Annotated in this window: 15 protein-coding genes and 1 pseudogene; 3 read left to right on the forward strand and 13 right to left on the reverse strand. The window is 42.3% G+C overall.

Translation table 11 applies throughout. The features are described from left to right. Positions 1 to 122: 122 nt before the first annotated feature. From kdsA to BF9343_RS23880, 10 genes and pseudogenes are all read right to left on the reverse strand, one after another. Entirely contained in the window at positions 123 to 926 is an 804-nt protein-coding gene (kdsA, locus tag BF9343_RS04415) for a 3-deoxy-8-phosphooctulonate synthase (RefSeq protein WP_005785350.1), read from the reverse strand. Between the two features lie 15 nt (positions 927 to 941). Further along, positions 942 to 1,868: a diacylglycerol/lipid kinase family protein gene (locus BF9343_RS04420; RefSeq protein ID WP_010992246.1), complete on the reverse strand. Its 927-nt coding sequence runs from the start codon at positions 1,866 to 1,868 to the stop codon at positions 942 to 944. A 291-nt stretch (positions 1,869 to 2,159) separates the two neighbouring features. Then, positions 2,160 to 3,080 (reverse strand): tRNA (adenosine(37)-N6)-dimethylallyltransferase MiaA, encoded by a 921-nt coding sequence (gene miaA, locus BF9343_RS04425; RefSeq protein ID WP_005795937.1) that lies wholly within the window; start codon positions 3,078 to 3,080, stop codon positions 2,160 to 2,162. A gap of 219 nt (positions 3,081 to 3,299) precedes the next feature. After that, complete coding sequence (locus tag BF9343_RS04430) at positions 3,300 to 4,505, reverse strand: hypothetical protein (protein ID WP_005795935.1); 1,206 nt, start codon at positions 4,503 to 4,505, stop codon at positions 3,300 to 3,302. Then, a complete protein-coding gene (locus BF9343_RS04435) occupies positions 4,502 to 5,146 on the reverse strand; it encodes an ATP-binding cassette domain-containing protein (protein WP_005785358.1) in 645 nt (214 codons plus the stop codon). Before BF9343_RS04435 ends, BF9343_RS04430 begins: the two co-directional genes overlap by 4 nt. A 12-nt stretch (positions 5,147 to 5,158) precedes the next feature. Then, complete coding sequence (locus BF9343_RS04440) at positions 5,159 to 6,712, reverse strand: DUF4836 family protein (RefSeq protein ID WP_010992247.1); 1,554 nt, start codon at positions 6,710 to 6,712, stop codon at positions 5,159 to 5,161. A gap of 27 nt (positions 6,713 to 6,739) precedes the next feature. Continuing rightward, positions 6,740 to 7,429, reverse strand: coding sequence for a 16S rRNA (uracil(1498)-N(3))-methyltransferase (locus tag BF9343_RS04445; protein WP_005801224.1), 690 nt, complete (start codon positions 7,427 to 7,429; stop codon positions 6,740 to 6,742). A gap of 5 nt (positions 7,430 to 7,434) precedes the next feature. Beyond that, on the reverse strand, positions 7,435 to 8,004 hold the full coding sequence (locus BF9343_RS04450) for a bifunctional nuclease family protein (protein ID WP_005785364.1): 570 nt from the start codon (positions 8,002 to 8,004) through the stop codon (positions 7,435 to 7,437). A 2-nt stretch (positions 8,005 to 8,006) separates the two neighbouring features. Next, positions 8,007 to 9,266, reverse strand: a complete 1,260-nt coding sequence (locus BF9343_RS04455) for a nucleoside permease (RefSeq protein ID WP_010992248.1) — start codon at positions 9,264 to 9,266, stop codon at positions 8,007 to 8,009. Positions 9,267 to 10,034: 768 nt separating this feature from the next. After that, positions 10,035 to 10,133: pseudogene (locus BF9343_RS23880) on the reverse strand (transposase); the annotation flags it as partial. Positions 10,134 to 10,365: 232 nt separating this feature from the next. Here BF9343_RS23880 and BF9343_RS04460 point away from each other — a divergent pair. Next, a complete protein-coding gene (locus tag BF9343_RS04460; protein ID WP_010992249.1) occupies positions 10,366 to 11,523 on the forward strand; it encodes a 6-bladed beta-propeller in 1,158 nt (385 codons plus the stop codon). A gap of 382 nt (positions 11,524 to 11,905) precedes the next feature. Here the strand turns inward: BF9343_RS04460 and BF9343_RS04465 are convergent, their stop codons facing one another. From BF9343_RS04465 to BF9343_RS04475, 3 genes are read right to left on the reverse strand one after another with little or no spacing between them, the layout of a single operon-like run. Next, positions 11,906 to 13,084, reverse strand: a complete 1,179-nt coding sequence (locus BF9343_RS04465) for a class I SAM-dependent rRNA methyltransferase (protein WP_005785371.1) — start codon at positions 13,082 to 13,084, stop codon at positions 11,906 to 11,908. 24 nt (positions 13,085 to 13,108) lie between these two features. Further along, positions 13,109 to 13,759: a 3'-5' exonuclease gene (locus tag BF9343_RS04470; protein ID WP_005785374.1), complete on the reverse strand. Its 651-nt coding sequence runs from the start codon at positions 13,757 to 13,759 to the stop codon at positions 13,109 to 13,111. 6 nt (positions 13,760 to 13,765) lie between these two features. Next, a complete protein-coding gene (locus BF9343_RS04475) occupies positions 13,766 to 14,401 on the reverse strand; it encodes a DUF5063 domain-containing protein (RefSeq protein WP_005785376.1) in 636 nt (211 codons plus the stop codon). 112 nt (positions 14,402 to 14,513) lie between these two features. On the opposite strand from BF9343_RS04475, the gene BF9343_RS04480 reads away from it, so the two are divergent. Next, a complete protein-coding gene (locus BF9343_RS04480) occupies positions 14,514 to 17,003 on the forward strand; it encodes a DNA translocase FtsK (RefSeq protein ID WP_010992250.1) in 2,490 nt (829 codons plus the stop codon). A gap of 24 nt (positions 17,004 to 17,027) precedes the next feature. Then, on the forward strand, positions 17,028 to 17,669 hold the full coding sequence (locus BF9343_RS04485) for a LolA-like putative outer membrane lipoprotein chaperone (protein WP_005795926.1): 642 nt from the start codon (positions 17,028 to 17,030) through the stop codon (positions 17,667 to 17,669). Positions 17,670 to 17,696: the final 27 nt, after the last annotated feature.

The following is a 17,696-nucleotide window of genomic DNA, read 5'->3' on the forward strand; positions in this document are numbered from 1 at the left end:
ACCGCAGGAGTTTCAGAGCGCATAGATCCTATTTATGTATTGAGAATCCGGACTTCCAGCATCTCCTGAGATGAATTACCTTCTTACTGTTTTTTCTATCAGTCGCATTACCGGGAAGTAAATCACATAATTGCTTCTCTAATTTTCACCAGTTTAGTCAATAAGCCTTCCAACCGGTCAAGTTTCAACATATTGGCACCGTCGCTTTTGGCTACTGCCGGATTTTCGTGTGTCTCAATAAAGAGACCGTCGGCTCCTACGGCAATGCCGGCTTTGGCTACCGTTTCGATCAATTGCGGCATACCGCCTGTTACACCGTTCGTCTGGTTGGGTTGCTGTAATGAATGAGTTACATCCAGGATGACCGGATAACCGAAAGATTGCATTTCCGGTATGCCCCGGTAGTCGATGACCAGGTCCTGATAACCGAAAGTTGTTCCACGTTCAGTCAGCATAACGTTCTTGTTGCCGGCCTCTATCACCTTGTCTGCTGCAAACTGCATGGCAAGCGGAGAGAGGAACTGTCCTTTTTTGATATTAATCGTTTTTCCGGTTTGAGCAGCAGCGACCAGTAAGTCCGTTTGCCGGCAGAGGAAAGCGGGTATCTGCAGGATGTCTACATAATCGGCTGCCATGGCTGCTTCATCGGCTGCGTGAATATCGGTTACGGTAGGCACTCCGAAGGTATTGTGTACTTTCTCGAGAACTTTCAACGCTTTTTCATCACCAATTCCCATGAATGAATCCAAGCGAGAACGGTTGGCTTTACGGTATGAACCTTTAAATACATAGGGAATACCCAGTTTATCGGTGATATTTACTATTTTTTCTGCAATTCGCATAGCCATCTCTTCGCCTTCGATGACGCAAGGACCGGCTAACAGGAAAAAATTTCCTGTTTTATTGTTCTTCAGTTGTTCTATCATAACATTTATGTTTTATCAATTGGGTATAATCAATGTGGTTGCTTCCGGGATAATTCCTATTTCAATCGGGAAATGGCGTGGCAACAAGCGTCCGTCAAGGTCGACGGCGGCATTCTGGGCACGCAATACTTTTACTTTTCGGGTACGGTAGGATTTCACCACTTTGTGGTTCAATATGCGTCCTTGAATAAGCATCCACAGTCCGGACAAGATTTGCAGGAACTCGGGGCGGTAGATGACCGATACATCCAGCCAGCCATTATAGGGTACGGCACTTGGGGTTTGTCCGTATCCGGTGGCACTTCCCACACAGACTGTCATAATCCGTCCGCGGATGTGTTCGTCGTTAATTTTGAGATGTGAACGATAAAGCTTGCGTTCGAATATCAGCAGGAAGAGAGCTGCCAGATAGGAGAGGAACTTTACTCCCCAGAAACGTTTGGTCTGGTCCGTGATTTTTACGATACGCGCACCTAATCCTATATTGACTGCATTGAGGAAGTAACGTCGTTGGTGTTTTTCGCCATCGTAAAAGTTGCAGTAACCCACGTCTATTTTCTTTTGGCGGTTATTGATAATCCAGTCTACTGCTTGTTTGTATTCCAGATTCAATTCCCAGTATCTGGCAAAGTCGTTTCCTATTCCGTTGGGAATGATACCGATGGCTATCTCTTCTTTTTTTTCTGCGTTCGAACTCATAATGCCGTTAATGGCATCATTCAATGCACCGTCTCCGCCCACTACTACGATGGTGCGATAACCGTTGTTGGCCAGAATGCCGGCGAGTCGTTCTACCGATCCGAAACCCTCGGACTGCACATAGTCGTATGACACTCCCTTAGAGTCCATGTACTCTTTTATTTCTTTCCACCGTTTCTGCACCTTTCGTGTGCCTGCTTTGGGATTGTAGATTACACCCCATTTTCCAGGTTCTACGCTCATGGATATTATATTTATTATTTCGTACTTTTATTTCTAACTTCTCTGTATGGTGACCGATCTTTTTGTTAAACGACCGATCATTCATATATTAACAACAGACTTGCACTGACTTAACCGGTTATCATAGGCTATTTATTACCTTTCTCTTTATCCATTAACTCGCCCTGCGCTTGAGGGCTCATCTGCCTCCGTTCCCGGACTGATGGGCTTGGGTAGCCGGGCGCATGGACCCACACTTGCGGGACGAACTGATAAATGAAACAAAAACGGTTAAGAGCTTCGCCAAAGTTACTAAAACTCTTTGAGTTTCTGCTTTACAAAGTTAATCTTTTCCTCCATTGGGAGTGAAGCATCTACCCAATGAATGGTGAAACCTCTTCGTTCCATTCCCCGAAACCAGGTCATTTGCCGTTTGGCAAACTGGTGGATGGCAGTTTCCAGACCGGTAAACATTTCATCGTATGTCATTTTGCCAATGGCGTACAAAGTCAGGTATTTGTATTCCAATCCATAATAAATCAGATCATCCGGCTGAATTCCCTCTGCCAGGAGACGACGTACCTCTTCAACCATCCCGTCGTCCAGTCTTTGTTTAAGGCGGCGGGTGATTTTCTCCCGTCGCAATTCACGGTCGATGTCCACTCCGATAATCAGGCTGTTCAGTTGTGGGAACTCCCGTTCTTCTATTGGTGTCTTTGCATAATACTCTTCTATTTCGATAGCACGGATTGCCCGTTTGACGGTATCCACGTCTGTCGAATTGTGAAGTGTCTTATAACTGCTTAAAATGGCAGTCAGTTCTTCCAATGATTTTTCGGCCAGGCGTACACGCAACTCTTGGTTTTCGGGAACTGGAATCAGGCGATAGCCTTTTAGTACCGACTCCAGATACAAGCCTGTCCCTCCACATAGAACGGGGAGACATCCTTTTTGTTTAATAGTCTCGTAAGCTGTCAGGAAATCACGTTGATACTCAAATACATTGTATTTATAGCCCGGATCAGCAATATCTATCAGGTGGTAAGGGATTTGTCGGCCGTTAATAGTGTAGTCTTCCAGGTCTTTGCCTGTACCAAGATCCATTCCCCGATAGATTTGGCGTGAATCGGCACTGATGATTTCAGTATTTAACTCTGCGGCCAATGCGGCAGCAAAAGGGGTTTTACCCGAAGCGGTAGGGCCAAGAATGGCAATCAGATCATAGTCCGGCATGGTCATATCTTTATTAATAACGTTACAAAGATATGAAAAAGGAAGTGAAAAGCAGGTGTTAAACTCTTAAATGGTGTTATAAAACATACTTTTTTTCTTGTATTATTTGCAGATAACCAAAGAGTACGTATCTTTGCAATGTGTTTTTCATAGTATTAGATTTAAGGTTAACAAAGGTTGGAGCAAGGCGTTGCTCCTTTTTTTATGCCCTAATCTCTCCTATGCTTTGTGTATCCATATTGACAACATCTTCTTTTTCAGTATAATAACGTTGATGGAAGACACCAATAAGAATAAAAATATACCTATGGCGAAAGTTGGCCAGAGAGATCCGACAGACATTTGTGGAAACAACAGGTTCAGTGTCGTAAGATAAGAGGTGCGTGCCCACGAAACAATGCCGACGGATAGTAACAGTACAACAACATTGAGTCCTAGTGTAAGAATCTGATAGGGGAGTGCTACTCTTGAAGGGCTGTAACCTATCAGAAGCAAACTTTCCAGTTTCACGGTGTTCTTTTGTAAAAGCAGAAAAATGCTGAGCATCAGAATGTAGAAAGAGAGTATGCTGATAAATAGTCCCACTGCAAGGACAATACCCACAATCAGACGCAGAAAATAAGTGGTTTTCCCGGCGTCCAGTTTTCCGTCTTCTGTCTCATAACCCTTTTGTTGGAAATACTTTGCAATGGAGGCATCAGCGGGATTGTCTACTTCAATAATCAGCCGTGAAGGGTCCGGCTGGCTATCCGGTGCAAAGTTTTGGTTAGCCCAGTTCATAAAAGATTGTGGAACCAAAATAGTATTCAACCGGTTGGAAAAGCCGACGATGTTTCCTTTATATTGCTCAACCCGTCCGTTGCCCCGCATCAGAATATCCATTTGGATCAGGCTCATCAACCCTTCCGATAGTTTAGGCAGGCTTCGGCTCTGGGCAAATCCGAAGTTATATAAATTCAGATAATTGCGCGGAATGATGATAGGGATGGTGTGCGTGTTTTCATCAAAATGCCATTTATCGAGGCTGACGTCTACAAACTTATCAGGAACGGCCTCAAAGAACATTTCGGTAGAAAGGTGAATTCCTGCTTCCTGCATTCCCAATCCTGCGGAGACTTTAAATTGCGAAGGAGTGAAAGCACCTACGCTCCGGGTGAACGGTTGTTTCTTCAGTTCCTCTATTTCCTCAGACGAAAAAGTGTTACTCTTGCCCGCAAAAGATCCCAGCGTACTGATTTTCTTAGTAGCTGTCATATAATCTTTCTTCATAAAGCTATCCCCTTCGGTAAAGATGGGAACTACATCTTTGTAGAATTGTGCGCTGAGTAGCACAATAACCATTCCGAAAAGGTTGGCAAAGAAGAAACCGGTCAACTGACCGATGCTGATATGCTGACGGAGCAGCTTCCAGACTAAGTTGTTCATAATTTCAATATTCTGTCATACGTTAACTCGATATGCTTGCCGATGGACGTTACGATGATTCCCGCCCCTTGTTTGCTGGCTTCTTCCATTACCAGTTCTCCCATAATACGTGCATTGTTGTCGTCCAAATGACTGATAGGCTCGTCCAGGAAAATGAAGTCGAAAGGTTGACAAAGCGATCGGATGAACGCCACTCGCTGTTGTTGTCCGAAAGAAAGTTTGCCTGCCTTCACGTTCAGTTTGTCCGAGAGTCCCAATGCTTCGAACAGTGATAATACTTCTTTTCGGGTTTTATATCCGGTCAGGTTATTCTTTAGTCGGATGTTTTCGATGGCGGTCAACTCCGTAAAAATGCGTAAATCCTGAAAAAGCATACTCAGTGAATGCTTCCGGATTTCCACCCATTGCTTCACCGGATATGCTTTGATATTGGTTTCGTCGAAGTTGATGATTCCCTGATAGTCGTTTCGGTAGCCGTAGATGTAGCTGCACAACGATGATTTACCGGTACCGGAGGCAGCCTCGATCAGGTAAGATTTTCCTTTATGGAAAACAAGATTCCGATGCCATACATCCGAAGTTATCGAATTACGGTCAGCAAACACTTGGGGAAGTGTTTGCTGTAGGTGAATGCTGTCCATACACGTTGAAGATTACATGCCGGCGAACTGCTTGGCAAAGTCTACTATCTGTTTTAAAGCATTGTCGTCTTTGTTTTTCAGAAGAATGGCTGTTTCGGTCTTACCTTCGCTGTCACTGAATGCCTCGATATACGAAATTTTTGAAGCGAGTTTATAATAAGTTTGATATTCTTCGCCGCCGAATCCGGCCATCATTTTCACAACAGGGAGATCGAGAATAGCATCCATATTGATAACAAAGAATACATTTTTGCCTTTCATATCCGATACATATCCGGCATCTTTGATTGATTTCTCTACAGGTTTGCTGATACTCTTGTACAGAAGTTCATCATTAGTGGCATACATCTGCTTGTTGCGGATGCCAAAGAATACGTTGGTTGCTCTTGACTTATAAACATATTCGTTTTCGCCCAATTGGATAATATCTTCGTTTTTACCTAATTTTAATTGTTTCTTATTGTCGTACAATGCTTTCAGGGCATTTCCGTTCTTTGCATCTGCATAAGCAGCAAAAGTAGGAACACTGTTCAAGGTTACATTAATTAGTCCGATGGAAATATCTCCATCGAAAGAGGCGAATAAACTTTTTACTTCATCGGCTTTCGCAAGAGACACATTTCTACGGAATTCTTCATTATTGAACAGCAAATCGTAGAATGCTGCTCCATTGACTCCTATATTTAAGAATGCGAGAGTCGATTCGGGGAAGTTCTGGAGGAAAGTTGTATTTAACTTTTTAACAGCTTGAGCCTGTTTCTTCAGTAACGCATCCGTCTCTGCATTATCCGAGTAGGTTTCGATCTGCAGAGCGATTTTTCCTTTCTCAAAGTTGAGGTTACCCACAGCTTTTACTTCACTCAAGTCGATTTGTGAAGAGAGTCCCAGACTGATTTGTTGAGTATACATTTTGGGAACCGCATCCATTGAAGCAAAAAAGTTGATGTCTCCTTTCTGATCCTGCATCTTCCGGAAACTGCCGTTTGAGGCGATACTGTTCTCTTCGGTCTGTTTGAGCAGTGTGGAGATGGTTTGTTTGGCAACATCCATTTGAGAAGTTCCGTAGGCTTCTGTCAAAACTGCTGCATTTTCATTAAAGACCAATAGATTGTTCTTCTGCAAGGATGTGAAACTGTACCCCTCTTCTTCTGCTATAGGCTGGCAGATTCCTTCTTTGGCCATTAAGTCGAGCGAAGCACGCAAGTCCTCGATATTACTGACTTTGGCAACTATAGTGGGACTAATGAAAGTCTTGGAAGTAAATACGAATACAGGAGCTTTGACATCAATCCCCGATTGAGAAGGATTTTTCATTATTTTTTCCAGTTGCTGGAAAGCAGCTGCATTCATTCCGCTTTTCAGGGCTTCCATCATTTTTTGTTTCATCCCTTCATTCTGTTTATCATTCAAGCCGGCTTTGTCAGCAAGAGAATTCAGATTAATGGAAGCAACAGCCGAAGCATCGGCCGGAATCACATGGATATATTCCGCTTTCTTGGAGCAGGCTGCCATGAAAACGATCAGTACTGCCAGTACCGAAAGTTGGGAAATCATTCGTTTTACCATAATTACTATCTTTTTTATTTCTGTAAATTACATATTCATTGTGTGGCAAGCCACCAATGCTGCTGTTTCTGTGCGCAGTCGCGATTTGCCTAAACTAATAGGGACAAATCCTTTCTCGATTGCTTTCTTGACTTCCTCTTCGCTGAAGTCACCTTCCGGTCCGATCAACACCAGGGCATCTTCTCCTTTTGTCAAGACATCTTTCAGTAAAGGTTTCTCTCCTTCGTAACAGTGGGCAATGAACTTTTGCCCTTTAAAGTCTTTTTCGATAAATGTGCAAAAATCAGTCATCTCGTTCAGACGCGGTAAACGTGCTTTTAACGATTGCTTGATGGCAGACACCAATATCTTTTCAATGCGTTCGGTTTTAATTACTTTCCGTTCGGAGAAGCGGCAGTTCAAGAATGTTAATTCGTCGAACCCTATTTCAGTTGCTTTTTCAGCAAACCATTCATTACGATCCATATTTTTTGTGGGTGCCATAGCAATGTGCAGATGTCCGTCCCACAAAGGCTCTTGGTAAATTGTTTCTTTAATATTCACCAGGCAACGTTTATGGGTTGCCACGCTGATCTCTGCCCGATAGAAGTTTCCCTTTCCGTCGGTGAGACTAATTTCATCTCCGGCTGTCAGGCGGAGCACACGTACACAGTGCTGTGCTTCCTCTTCAGGAAGTTCTGTGCTGGTTTGTATATCAGGGGTATAAAATACGTGCATATCTTTTATTTATGTCGGTTTATTTCGTCACGAAGTCGGGCTGCCAGTTCGTAATTCTCTTCTTGAATGGCTTTATTCAATGCTTCTTCAAGAGAAATAATGCTGACCGGCTCCGTGCGTGAGTTTTCATCCTCTTCCGGAGTATCGGGACGTTCGTCCCCGTCTGTCAACCGTATACACTCGCGTTCAAGAATAGATTCGTATATAAAGATAGGACAATCTGCCCTGACGGCCAGTGCCACTGCATCCGAGGTACGGGCATCTATCCGAATAATTTCTTCGTCTTTTTTAAAGTAGATATACGAATAGAAAACGCCTTCTTTGGCTTTGTATATTAGTACCCGGAGCAGAGTTGCTCCCAAAACATTCAGACACGAATAGAATAAATCGTGTGTCAGCGGGCGTGGGGCCTTTATTCCTTTCAGGCAAATGGCTGTAGCTTGTGCCTCGGCAGGTCCTATTATAATAGGTAGCTGCCGTTCGCCATCTACTTCTCCCAATACCATTGCATAGGCACCTACCTGCGCCTGGCTGTTAGAAATGTTCAATACCTGTAATTCTACTTTCTTATCCATTGTTAATTGTTCACTTTCTTAAGTTCTCCCGGTTGATGTTTGTATCTGAAAACAATTGCAAACAAAATACCGATAGCCAGTGCATATGCTGCAAATATGAACCAGATAGCCGGCCAGTTGCGACTTGCCAACATTCCGTTTTCATATACAGAGAATGCATCCACTACGGCTCCACTGGCATATCCTCCGATGACAGCGCCCAATCCGTTTGTCATAATGAAGAACAAACCTTGTGCACTGGCCCTTGTCTCAGGTTTGGTTTCCAATTCAACAAATAAAGAACCGGAAATGTTGAAGAAATCAAATGCCATACCGTATACTATCATTGATAAAATCAGCATCCAGATGCCTGATCCCGGATCACCAAAGCCAAACAGTCCGAATCGGAATACCCAGGCAAACATACTGATGAGCATGACACGTTTGATTCCGAAGTGCTTCAGGAAGAAAGGAATGGCCAGGATAAACAGTGTCTCGGACATTTGTGAGATGGACAGCAGGATTACCGAGTGCTTGACACCGAAAGAGTCTGCAAATTCGGGTATTTTGGCGAAACTCCCCAAAAATGCATCACCATATGTATTTGTGATTTGCAAGGCTGCACCCAGCAACATCGAGAAAAAGAAAAAGATAGCCATCTTTTTTCTTTTGAATAGGCTGAGGGCATCTAGACCGAAAGAAGACAATAGGGTTTTGCTCTGATTTTTTGCAGGGGGGCATGGGGGCAGAGTGAAAGAATACAGTCCGAGAAGTAATGCTGAGCTTGCTCCGACATAAAGTTGAGCACTCGAGTTTTTGAATCCGGTAAGGTCCACTGCCCACATAGCACAAATGAAACCGATGGTTCCCCATACACGGATAGGCGGGAAGTCTTTTACTAAATCGCATTTATATTGTTCGAGTGCATTGTACGAAACAGTATTGGCGAGCGAAAGAGTAGGCATGTAAACCATTAGATTGAGTAACATGGCCCAATACATTTGATTATAGTCGGTGGCGGTAGAAGCGTAGAACAAGCAGCCGGCTCCCAGCAAGTGGCAAATACCATAAAGGCGTTCGGCATTGAACCATTTGTCGGCTATAATGCCTGTTATTCCCGGCATGATAATGGATGCGATTCCCATTGTTGCGAAAATGGCTCCGATTTGCCCACCTTCAAAATGGAGGCCTCTTTCCATATAGCCACCTAGTGAAATTAACCACGACCCCCATACAAAGAATTGCAGGAAGTTCATAATAATCAAACGATTTTTTATATTCATAACTTTTATTGATGTGTTTCCCGTCGTGCCTGTCTATGGCAGATCAGGTGCAAATATAATATTTTTAGTTGACAGAGTGGAAAAAGCATGGAATAAAAGGAAATGAGAAAAGGAAAATGGGAAAAGAAAATCGGAAAAAACAGAGAATGAAAGGTCTATAAAAAAGAAAGCGGTCTATTCCAAATGACTTACTTCTATTGTATAAATGACTAAATGTCAGAAATAAACCTGCAAAAGTATGATTAATAATTTGTTTTTTTAATGTGGGTATATATAATCCGTTGCTACCTTATTTAATCTAAGAGCCGGTTTAAGTTTTCCTCCATAATAATCTTAAAGCCTGTTATTTCGATAACGAAGGTGTGGCAACCGAACTTTGTCCGGTATTTGAGGGGACGATTTCAGCGGACTCTAAAACCTTTTGTACGCTTCTCATACGAAAAATGAATTTCGATCTTCCATCTTCCACTCTTCGTTTTAGTAGAGAACGTAAACGTAACGGTTTGACATATGGTGTGATGTATCTGTTATCTTATTTGTTTATGCCTATAAAAGCATTTTGTTTTCCTTCGTATCTTTAGCGAAGATGGTCTGAATCTTATCCGGGTATGCGGGCCGGAGTAAAGATCGCATGAATGATCGTAATAGTTTTGTTTATAATGGCTTATGATAAGAGGGGAAATCCATTTGTTTTCTTCTTTATTTGCGCAGGGAAAAAAGGTCTTTAGGGAATTTCTCTAATAGCAAGTCAAAATCCAACAAGGTCGCCCATTTGCGATAGTAGTAGTAAACCAACTGCCACTTAGGGAGGTCAAGAGGAAGCATATGCCATTGGCAGCCGGTCTTCACTAAATAAAAAATGGCATTCTAAACCATTTGTAAATCTTATTTTCGCTTTCTTTCTTGCAGGTTCAATACTTTTGTTATATATTGCCACTCTCTTTCCTTAAAATCAGTCTGATATATCTTTTTTAAAGTTTGGTTACTTCAAAGAAAGAAACTATTCGGCTGATACGGAAAGTTTAGATTAAAAAGATTTCAGCCATTTTTTTTACAGGCTCTAAACAGGTTCTTCTTTATCAAATAAACAATAACTGAAATGAAACAAACAAAAACGATTTTAGCAGTCATTCTGTTGGTGGTATTAGTGGGGTGTGGAGAAAATATACAGTCAAACAATGATTTAATCATTGTTGACGTTTCGAAAAGTTATCCTAAAAAAGAATTGATTCTTCAGGACTTTATGGATGTAGAATATGTTGCGTTGGAGACCACTGACGAGTTTCTTACACAAGGTCTGGTGCAGGATGTGGGAAAAGAATACATATTGGCAACAAATAGGAATAATGATGGGGATATTTTTATTTTTGACAGAAAAACCGGTAAGGGAGTGAGGAAGATAAATCGTCGGGGGCAAGGAGCAGAAGAATATGCGAGGATTAATGAGATTATTCTTGATGAAAACAATGGTGAAATATTCGTAAAGTCACCGGGAAATAAAATCTTAGTGTATGATCTTTATGGAAAGTTCAAACGGTGTTTGAGTCTTGATCGGGAAGTTTCATCTATTTTCGATTATGACAAAGATAATTTGATTTGCTATGATATGTCAGATTATCACAGTAAAGGAGAGGATAGAACCAAATCATACCATATTATCCTATCAAAACAGGATGGAAGTATCACCCGTGATATTTTTATTCCTTTCAAAACGATTGATACACCAATTGTGAATGATGGAGATAGGTTTATAGCAAATTATTCTTATCAGATACGCCTGAGTAACGGGAAATGTACACTTATGGACACATCGGCTGATACATTGTATAACTATGCGTCGGATGGTACATTAAGTCCTTTTGTTGTAAGAACTCCTTCTGCACATACCATGGAACCGGAAGTTTTTCTTTATATGGGTATCCATACCGACCGTTATTACTTTATGGAAGCCGTTAAAAATGTATTTAACTTTGAAAAGGGCAACGGATTCTATGCTGATGAACTGGTGTATGACAAAGAAGAAAAGGCGGTATTTCAAGTTACCATATACAATGATGACTATGTGGACAAAAGAACAGTGGCTATGACAGCGAAACCAATTAATCGTGAAATTGAAGACGTCACAAGTCTAAATGCAGCCCGACTTGTTGAAATTTATAAGAAAGACCAACTGAAAGATGGTAAATTGAAAGAAATAGCCTCTAGGTTGAATGAAGAAGATAATCCGGTGATTATGTTAGTAAAACAAAAAAAATAAAAGGTAGAGGTTACTGCTTATTTAATTAAAGAAACAGGTCATCCACCACCTGCTGCAGGACGGTTCTTTTGCATTATTAGATGGATTGTTAACCAAATAGAGTCAATGAATAAATTGGAGGAGGTAAAGGGCTGAATATCTATCTTTATTTCTAAGTTTATTCATTGATCCCGCAGTAATCTATTCTCTCTTCATATATACAAATAAAAAAAAGGCTATCCTCCCGGACAGCCAATCTTTATTAACCTTAAATCTAATACCATGAAAAACACAGTGCAAAGATAAAGGGATTTATGTTATATAACATAATGATTTGATGAAAATCTTCTATTCGTTAACTCTAATTAACTTTGAGGCTGCTGCTTTTATGCTTATGGAATGATTATTCTACATAGAGCACCAATCCTTTGAGATATTCCCCTTCCGGGTGATAGATGTTCACCGGATGGTCTGCGGGCTGGGTCAACTGATGTAGTATACGTACACTTCTGCCCGACATGGCGGCAGCAGTAAATACAGCAGTACGGAAATTATCTTTGGTCACTACTTGCGAACATGAGAAGGTGAATAAGATACCACCCGGTTTGATTTTCTCAAATGCTTTGGCATTGAGCTTGCGGTAGCCCTGAAGGGCATTGCGCAGCGCATCCTTATGTTTGGCAAATGCCGGAGGATCAAGAATGATCAAGTCGTACTGGTCACCCATACGGTCGAGATATTTGAAAGCATCTTCAGCAAAGGCTGCATGACGGGTATCTCCCGGGAAGTTTAATTCTACATTTTTATTAGTCAGATCGATGGCTTTTGCAGAACTGTCTACCGAGTGCACCTGTTTGGCACCTCCACGCATGGCGTAAAAGGAAAAGCCTCCGGTATAACAGAACATATTTAATACCGACCGCCCCTTGGCATAACGCTCCAGTAGAGCACGATTCTCACGCTGGTCTACAAAAAATCCTGTTTTTTGTCCCTTCAGCCAGTCTACATGGAATTTCAGCCCATATTCCTGAGCGATGTTGTCGCTGCTTCCTCCTTTAAGGAAACCGTTCTCCGGGAAAAGGTCCGCTTTAAATGGGAGGGTCGTTTCTGATTTATAATAGATATTTTCAATCTGATCACCCATAACTTCGGACAAAGCTTCGGCAATGGCCATACGGTCTACATGCATTCCTGCAGAATGTGCCTGCATCACAGCAGTCCGGGCATAAACATCGATAACGAGTCCGGGCAGATTATCGCCTTCTCCATGTACCAGGCGATAGGTATTGTTAGTCGGATTGGTAGCGATGCCAATACTGCGTCGCATGTCGTAGGCCACTTCCAATTTGTGTTTCCAGAAATCGTGGTTAATCTCTTCTTGTTTGAACGAAAGTACACGTACAGCAATACTTCCGATCTGGAAATGCCCTTTGGCAATAAATTCTTTTTTTGAGGTGTACACTTCCACTACTTCACCTTCCTCGGGTTCGCCGTCGAAGTGGGCGATGGCACCAGAAAAAATCCAGGGGTGGAACCGTTTCAATGAGTCTTCTTTGCCGGGTTTAAGATATACTTTATGCATAAATTTATTATGTTGTTTTTACTTTTATTGTTGATCTGAACCTACTTTTACTTTCTCTGTGGCTTCCTCTTCCGGAGCCAATTCGTAGTTTCCTGTTCGTTTCAGTTCCTCCAATAAGTGATATATGTTGAGGCAGGCCCAAGCATCTGTAGCTGCGTATTGCTTTTGAGCATCCGTCAGTACATCTGCTTCCCAATTAGAAAGACGCTGTGATTTTGAGATTTTCTCACTAAACAAGATACCGTATATCTTTTGCAGGCTCTTATCCTGAATGCCGAAAGGACGGACGTACTCTTGTAACTCAATGCATGCCTGTTGATTGAAAGGGGCTCGTTTGTGTAACATCATGAAGTCGTCTTTTAGCGAAAGGCCCACTTTGATTACTTTCGGATCTTCAAGTAGTTCTATGATAGGTTGGGTTAGGCCGGTCATGTTCAGGCGAAACAGAAAGCAACACTCGTCAGATGAAATCTGAAGTAATGCTACTTTATGAGAATGTCCCTTGGTGAATGAGGGACGTGTCTCGCTGTCGATTCCCAAGATGGCTTGGGATTGCAGATAAGCCACCGCTTTTTGCGCCTCACTTTCAGTCTGTATTACATGAATCCGTCCGGGAAATGCTGCTTTGGGCATCTCCTTCACCTCTTCTTTGCTTATGGTTCTTTTTAAAATCATATTCTTTTATTCATCATCATGGCAATGGCAGCCATGATCGTGACAATGGCAGTCGTCATCTTCACAGTGACAGTCTTCATTGTTTTCGGGTTCGTACTCTTCTTCCTCTTCGTCTTCTCCCCGGGCTTTCGGACTATATTTTACGTCATGCAGGGCACGCATGGTGTTTACCAGTTTTTGTCCCCACAAGAGTCCGAAGTTTTCTTGGCAGATGGCGAGGGAATCGTTCATCGTCTCGTTCAATCCCAGCTGGAATACGAAGATAAAGTCTTTGATATCCTGATAGATATCGGCCAAATCTTCCGAAATATTCTTTTTGATCGGTTCGTCACTGTAAGCCATGTCGGGTAGAAATACTTCCAGATAATCGTCTTTTTCTGCCAATATGGATGCCAGGTTGATGCGTAACACTTCGTAAATTTCTTCCGTTACATACGTTTCAGGTGATTCATCACCTATCATTTCGCATTTCGGAAGCATGGATGCTTTTAGATAAAGCAAAGGAAGTATTTTAAGGGTGGTATCAACAAACGTACTGCGTTTCATACTTTCGGCACGTTCCAAAAAAGCGCAGAACTCGGCGGCTACTGTAACGAATTCTATCACATTCTTATCAAATATTACTTGACTCTCTTTTTTCATATCTGCTTGAATTGAAACGCAAAGGTAAGAAAAAGTTGTGGGTAGTCCAATGAAATTCTTTTTTTTACTACTTTTGCATCATTAATCATATAGCTTAAGATTCATCATCCACATGGCAAAAAAGAAATCAGATAAGGAAGCAGAACAGAAGCCGGCTTCCACAAAAAAATATGTGGCTTTCTTCAGGAACGAAACAATTCACTTTGTAATCGGGTTGGTACTGGTCATTTTCTCAGTCTATTTGTTACTGGCCTTTACCTCTTTCTTTTTCACTGGAGCAGCTGACCAAAGTATTATTGATAGCGGAAATGCCCAGGACCTTGCTGCTGTGAACAATCACGTAAAGAACTATGCAGGTTCCCGGGGAGCTCAGTTGGCAAGCTACCTGATCAATGATTGTTTTGGTGTTTCCTCTTTCTTTATTTTAATCTATCTGGCTGTTGCCGGACTCAAATTAATGCGTGTGCGTGTGGTACGCCTTTGGAAATGGTTTATCGGATGTTCATTGCTGCTCATTTGGTTTTCTGTTTTCCTTGGTTTCGTTTTTATGGACCATTATCAGGACTCCTTCATCTATCTGGGTGGATTGCATGGTTATAACATCAGTAATTGGCTGATTTCTCAAGTCGGCATTCCGGGTGTATGGCTGATTCTTCTGGCAACAGGTATTTGTTTCCTTATATATATGAGTGCCCGCACTATCATTTGGCTGCGTAAGCTTTTTAGTCTTAGTTTCTTGAAGCGTAAACAAAAAGAAGAATTTGCTGAAGTTACTCAGGCCCCTCAACCACATGAATATGATAACCCGAAACCTCAGGAAGTGGAATTTGATGTAAATCGTACTTTCCGTCAGGAAGTACCGGTGAAAAAGGTGGAAACTACTGTTGTGCCTGAAACACCTGTCGAATCTTCAACCGAAATGCCTGTGACTCCGGAAGATAGGGATGTGACATCCGATGGTGATGTGACTATGACTTTTGAACAGACAGCTCCTGATCCCGTATCTCCTTTTCGGGCAGCGTCGGCAGATAAAGAGCCTGAGTTCGAGATAGAGCCTGCTGCCGATGATGAAAATTATCAGGGTGCGGAGACTGAACCTTACAACCCTAAACTGGATTTAGAGAACTATCATTTTCCTACTATCGATTTGATGAAACACTATGAAAATAGTGAGCCTACCATCAATATGGAGGAACAGAATGCAAATAAAGACCGTATTATCAATACATTGCGTAGTTTTGGAATTGAAATAAGTACGATTAAAGCTACGGTAGGACCTACGGTAACTCTTTATGAGATCACTCCGGAACAAGGAGTACGTATTTCAAAGATTCGTGGCTTGGAAGACGATATCGCTTTGAGCCTTTCTGCGTTGGGCATTCGTATCATTGCTCCCATACCTGGGAAAGGTACGATCGGTATCGAGGTACCTAACTCAAATCCGAAGATCGTTTCAGGACAGTCTATTATAGGTAGTAAGAAGTTTCAGGAGTCAACCTATGATTTGCCTATTGCACTTGGTAAAACCATTACGAATGAGGTATTCATGGTTGATCTTTGCAAAATGCCGCACGTATTGGTGGCAGGTGCTACCGGGCAGGGTAAATCTGTCGGCTTGAACGCTATCATCACTTCACTGCTTTATAAGAAGCATCCTGCCGAATTGAAGTTTGTTCTGGTAGATCCTAAGAAAGTGGAATTCAGCATTTATTCTGTCATTGAGCATCATTTTCTTGCAAAACTTCCCGATGGTGAAGATGCTATCATCACTGACGTAACTAAAGTGGTGCAGACTCTCAATTCTGTTTGTGTAGAGATGGACAGCCGCTATGATCTGCTGAAAATGGCTCATGTGCGCAACATTAAAGAGTACAACGAGAAGTTCATCAATCGCCGCCTGAATCCGGAAAAGGGGCATAAATTTATGCCTTATATCGTAGTGGTTATTGATGAGTTTGGTGATTTGATTATGACAGCCGGTAAGGAGATAGAACTACCGATCGCCCGTATTGCGCAGTTGGCACGTGCCGTAGGTATTCATATGATTATCGCAACCCAGCGTCCGACTACCAATATCATTACAGGTACTATTAAGGCCAACTTCCCGGCACGTATCGCATTTCGCGTGTCAGCGATGATGGACTCACGTACCATCCTCGACCGTCCGGGAGCCAATCAGTTGATCGGTCGCGGTGATATGCTCTTCCTTCAGGGAGCCGATCCGGTACGTGTACAGTGTGCATTTATCGATACGCCCGAAGTGGAAGAAATCACCAAGTATATTTCACGTCAGCAGGGATATCCTACCGCCTTCTTCCTGCCCGAATATGTGAGTGAAGATAGCGGTAGTGATTTGGGTGAAGTCGATATGGGACGGCTCGATCCGTTGTTTGAGGAAGCTGCCCGGTTGATTGTGATTCACCAGCAGGGATCTACTTCGCTGATACAGCGCAAATTCTCCATCGGCTACAATCGTGCCGGGCGTTTGATGGATCAGCTGGAAAAGGCCGGTATTGTAGGTCCCTCACAGGGAAGCAAGGCACGCGATGTGCTGTGTGTGGACGAAAATGACCTTGAAATGCGTTTGAACAATATTCAATAATCAAACGTTAAATGAGTGTATACAATGAAGCAGATTATAATTAGCATTTGGATAGCTTTACTGACTTTGCCTGTGTTTGCTCAACAACAAATGCAGGCAAAAGTTGTGCTTGATAAGACGGCGGCCACATTTGAAAAGGCAGGCGGTATCCGTGCGGAATTCAACGTGACAGTGTTTAACAAAAGCAGGATGGCCGGACAGTCTGCCGGAGTCATCGAACTCAAAGGGGAAAAGTTTGTACTGAAAACAGACGATGGTATTACTTGGTTTGATGGTAAGACCCAGTGGAGCTATCTGAGAAGCAGTGATGAAGTTAATATCAGTAACCCTACCGGGACCGAATTGCAGGGCCTTAATCCGTATGCGCTTTTACAGATATACCGTCATGGCTTCGACTATAAGATCGGATCATTGAAGAACTTTGGTGGCAAACCGGTCTATGAGGTAGTATTGACTGCTACTGATAAGAAGAGAGATTTATCGCGAATTGTGCTTTATGTGAGTAAAGAGACTTATCAACCCTTGTTCATTATGATGGAACAACGTGATAAGAGTCGTAGCGAGATCACTGTGACTGGTTATCAGACAGGTTTGAAATATGCCGATGGTATGTTTGTGTTTGATAAGAAACAATATCCTCATGCCGAAGTGATTGATCTTCGGTAGGAGAGGGAAATGATTTCAAGCGTTAAA

Source organism: Bacteroides fragilis NCTC 9343 (genome assembly GCF_000025985.1).
In the GTDB taxonomy this organism is placed as follows: domain Bacteria; phylum Bacteroidota; class Bacteroidia; order Bacteroidales; family Bacteroidaceae; genus Bacteroides; species Bacteroides fragilis.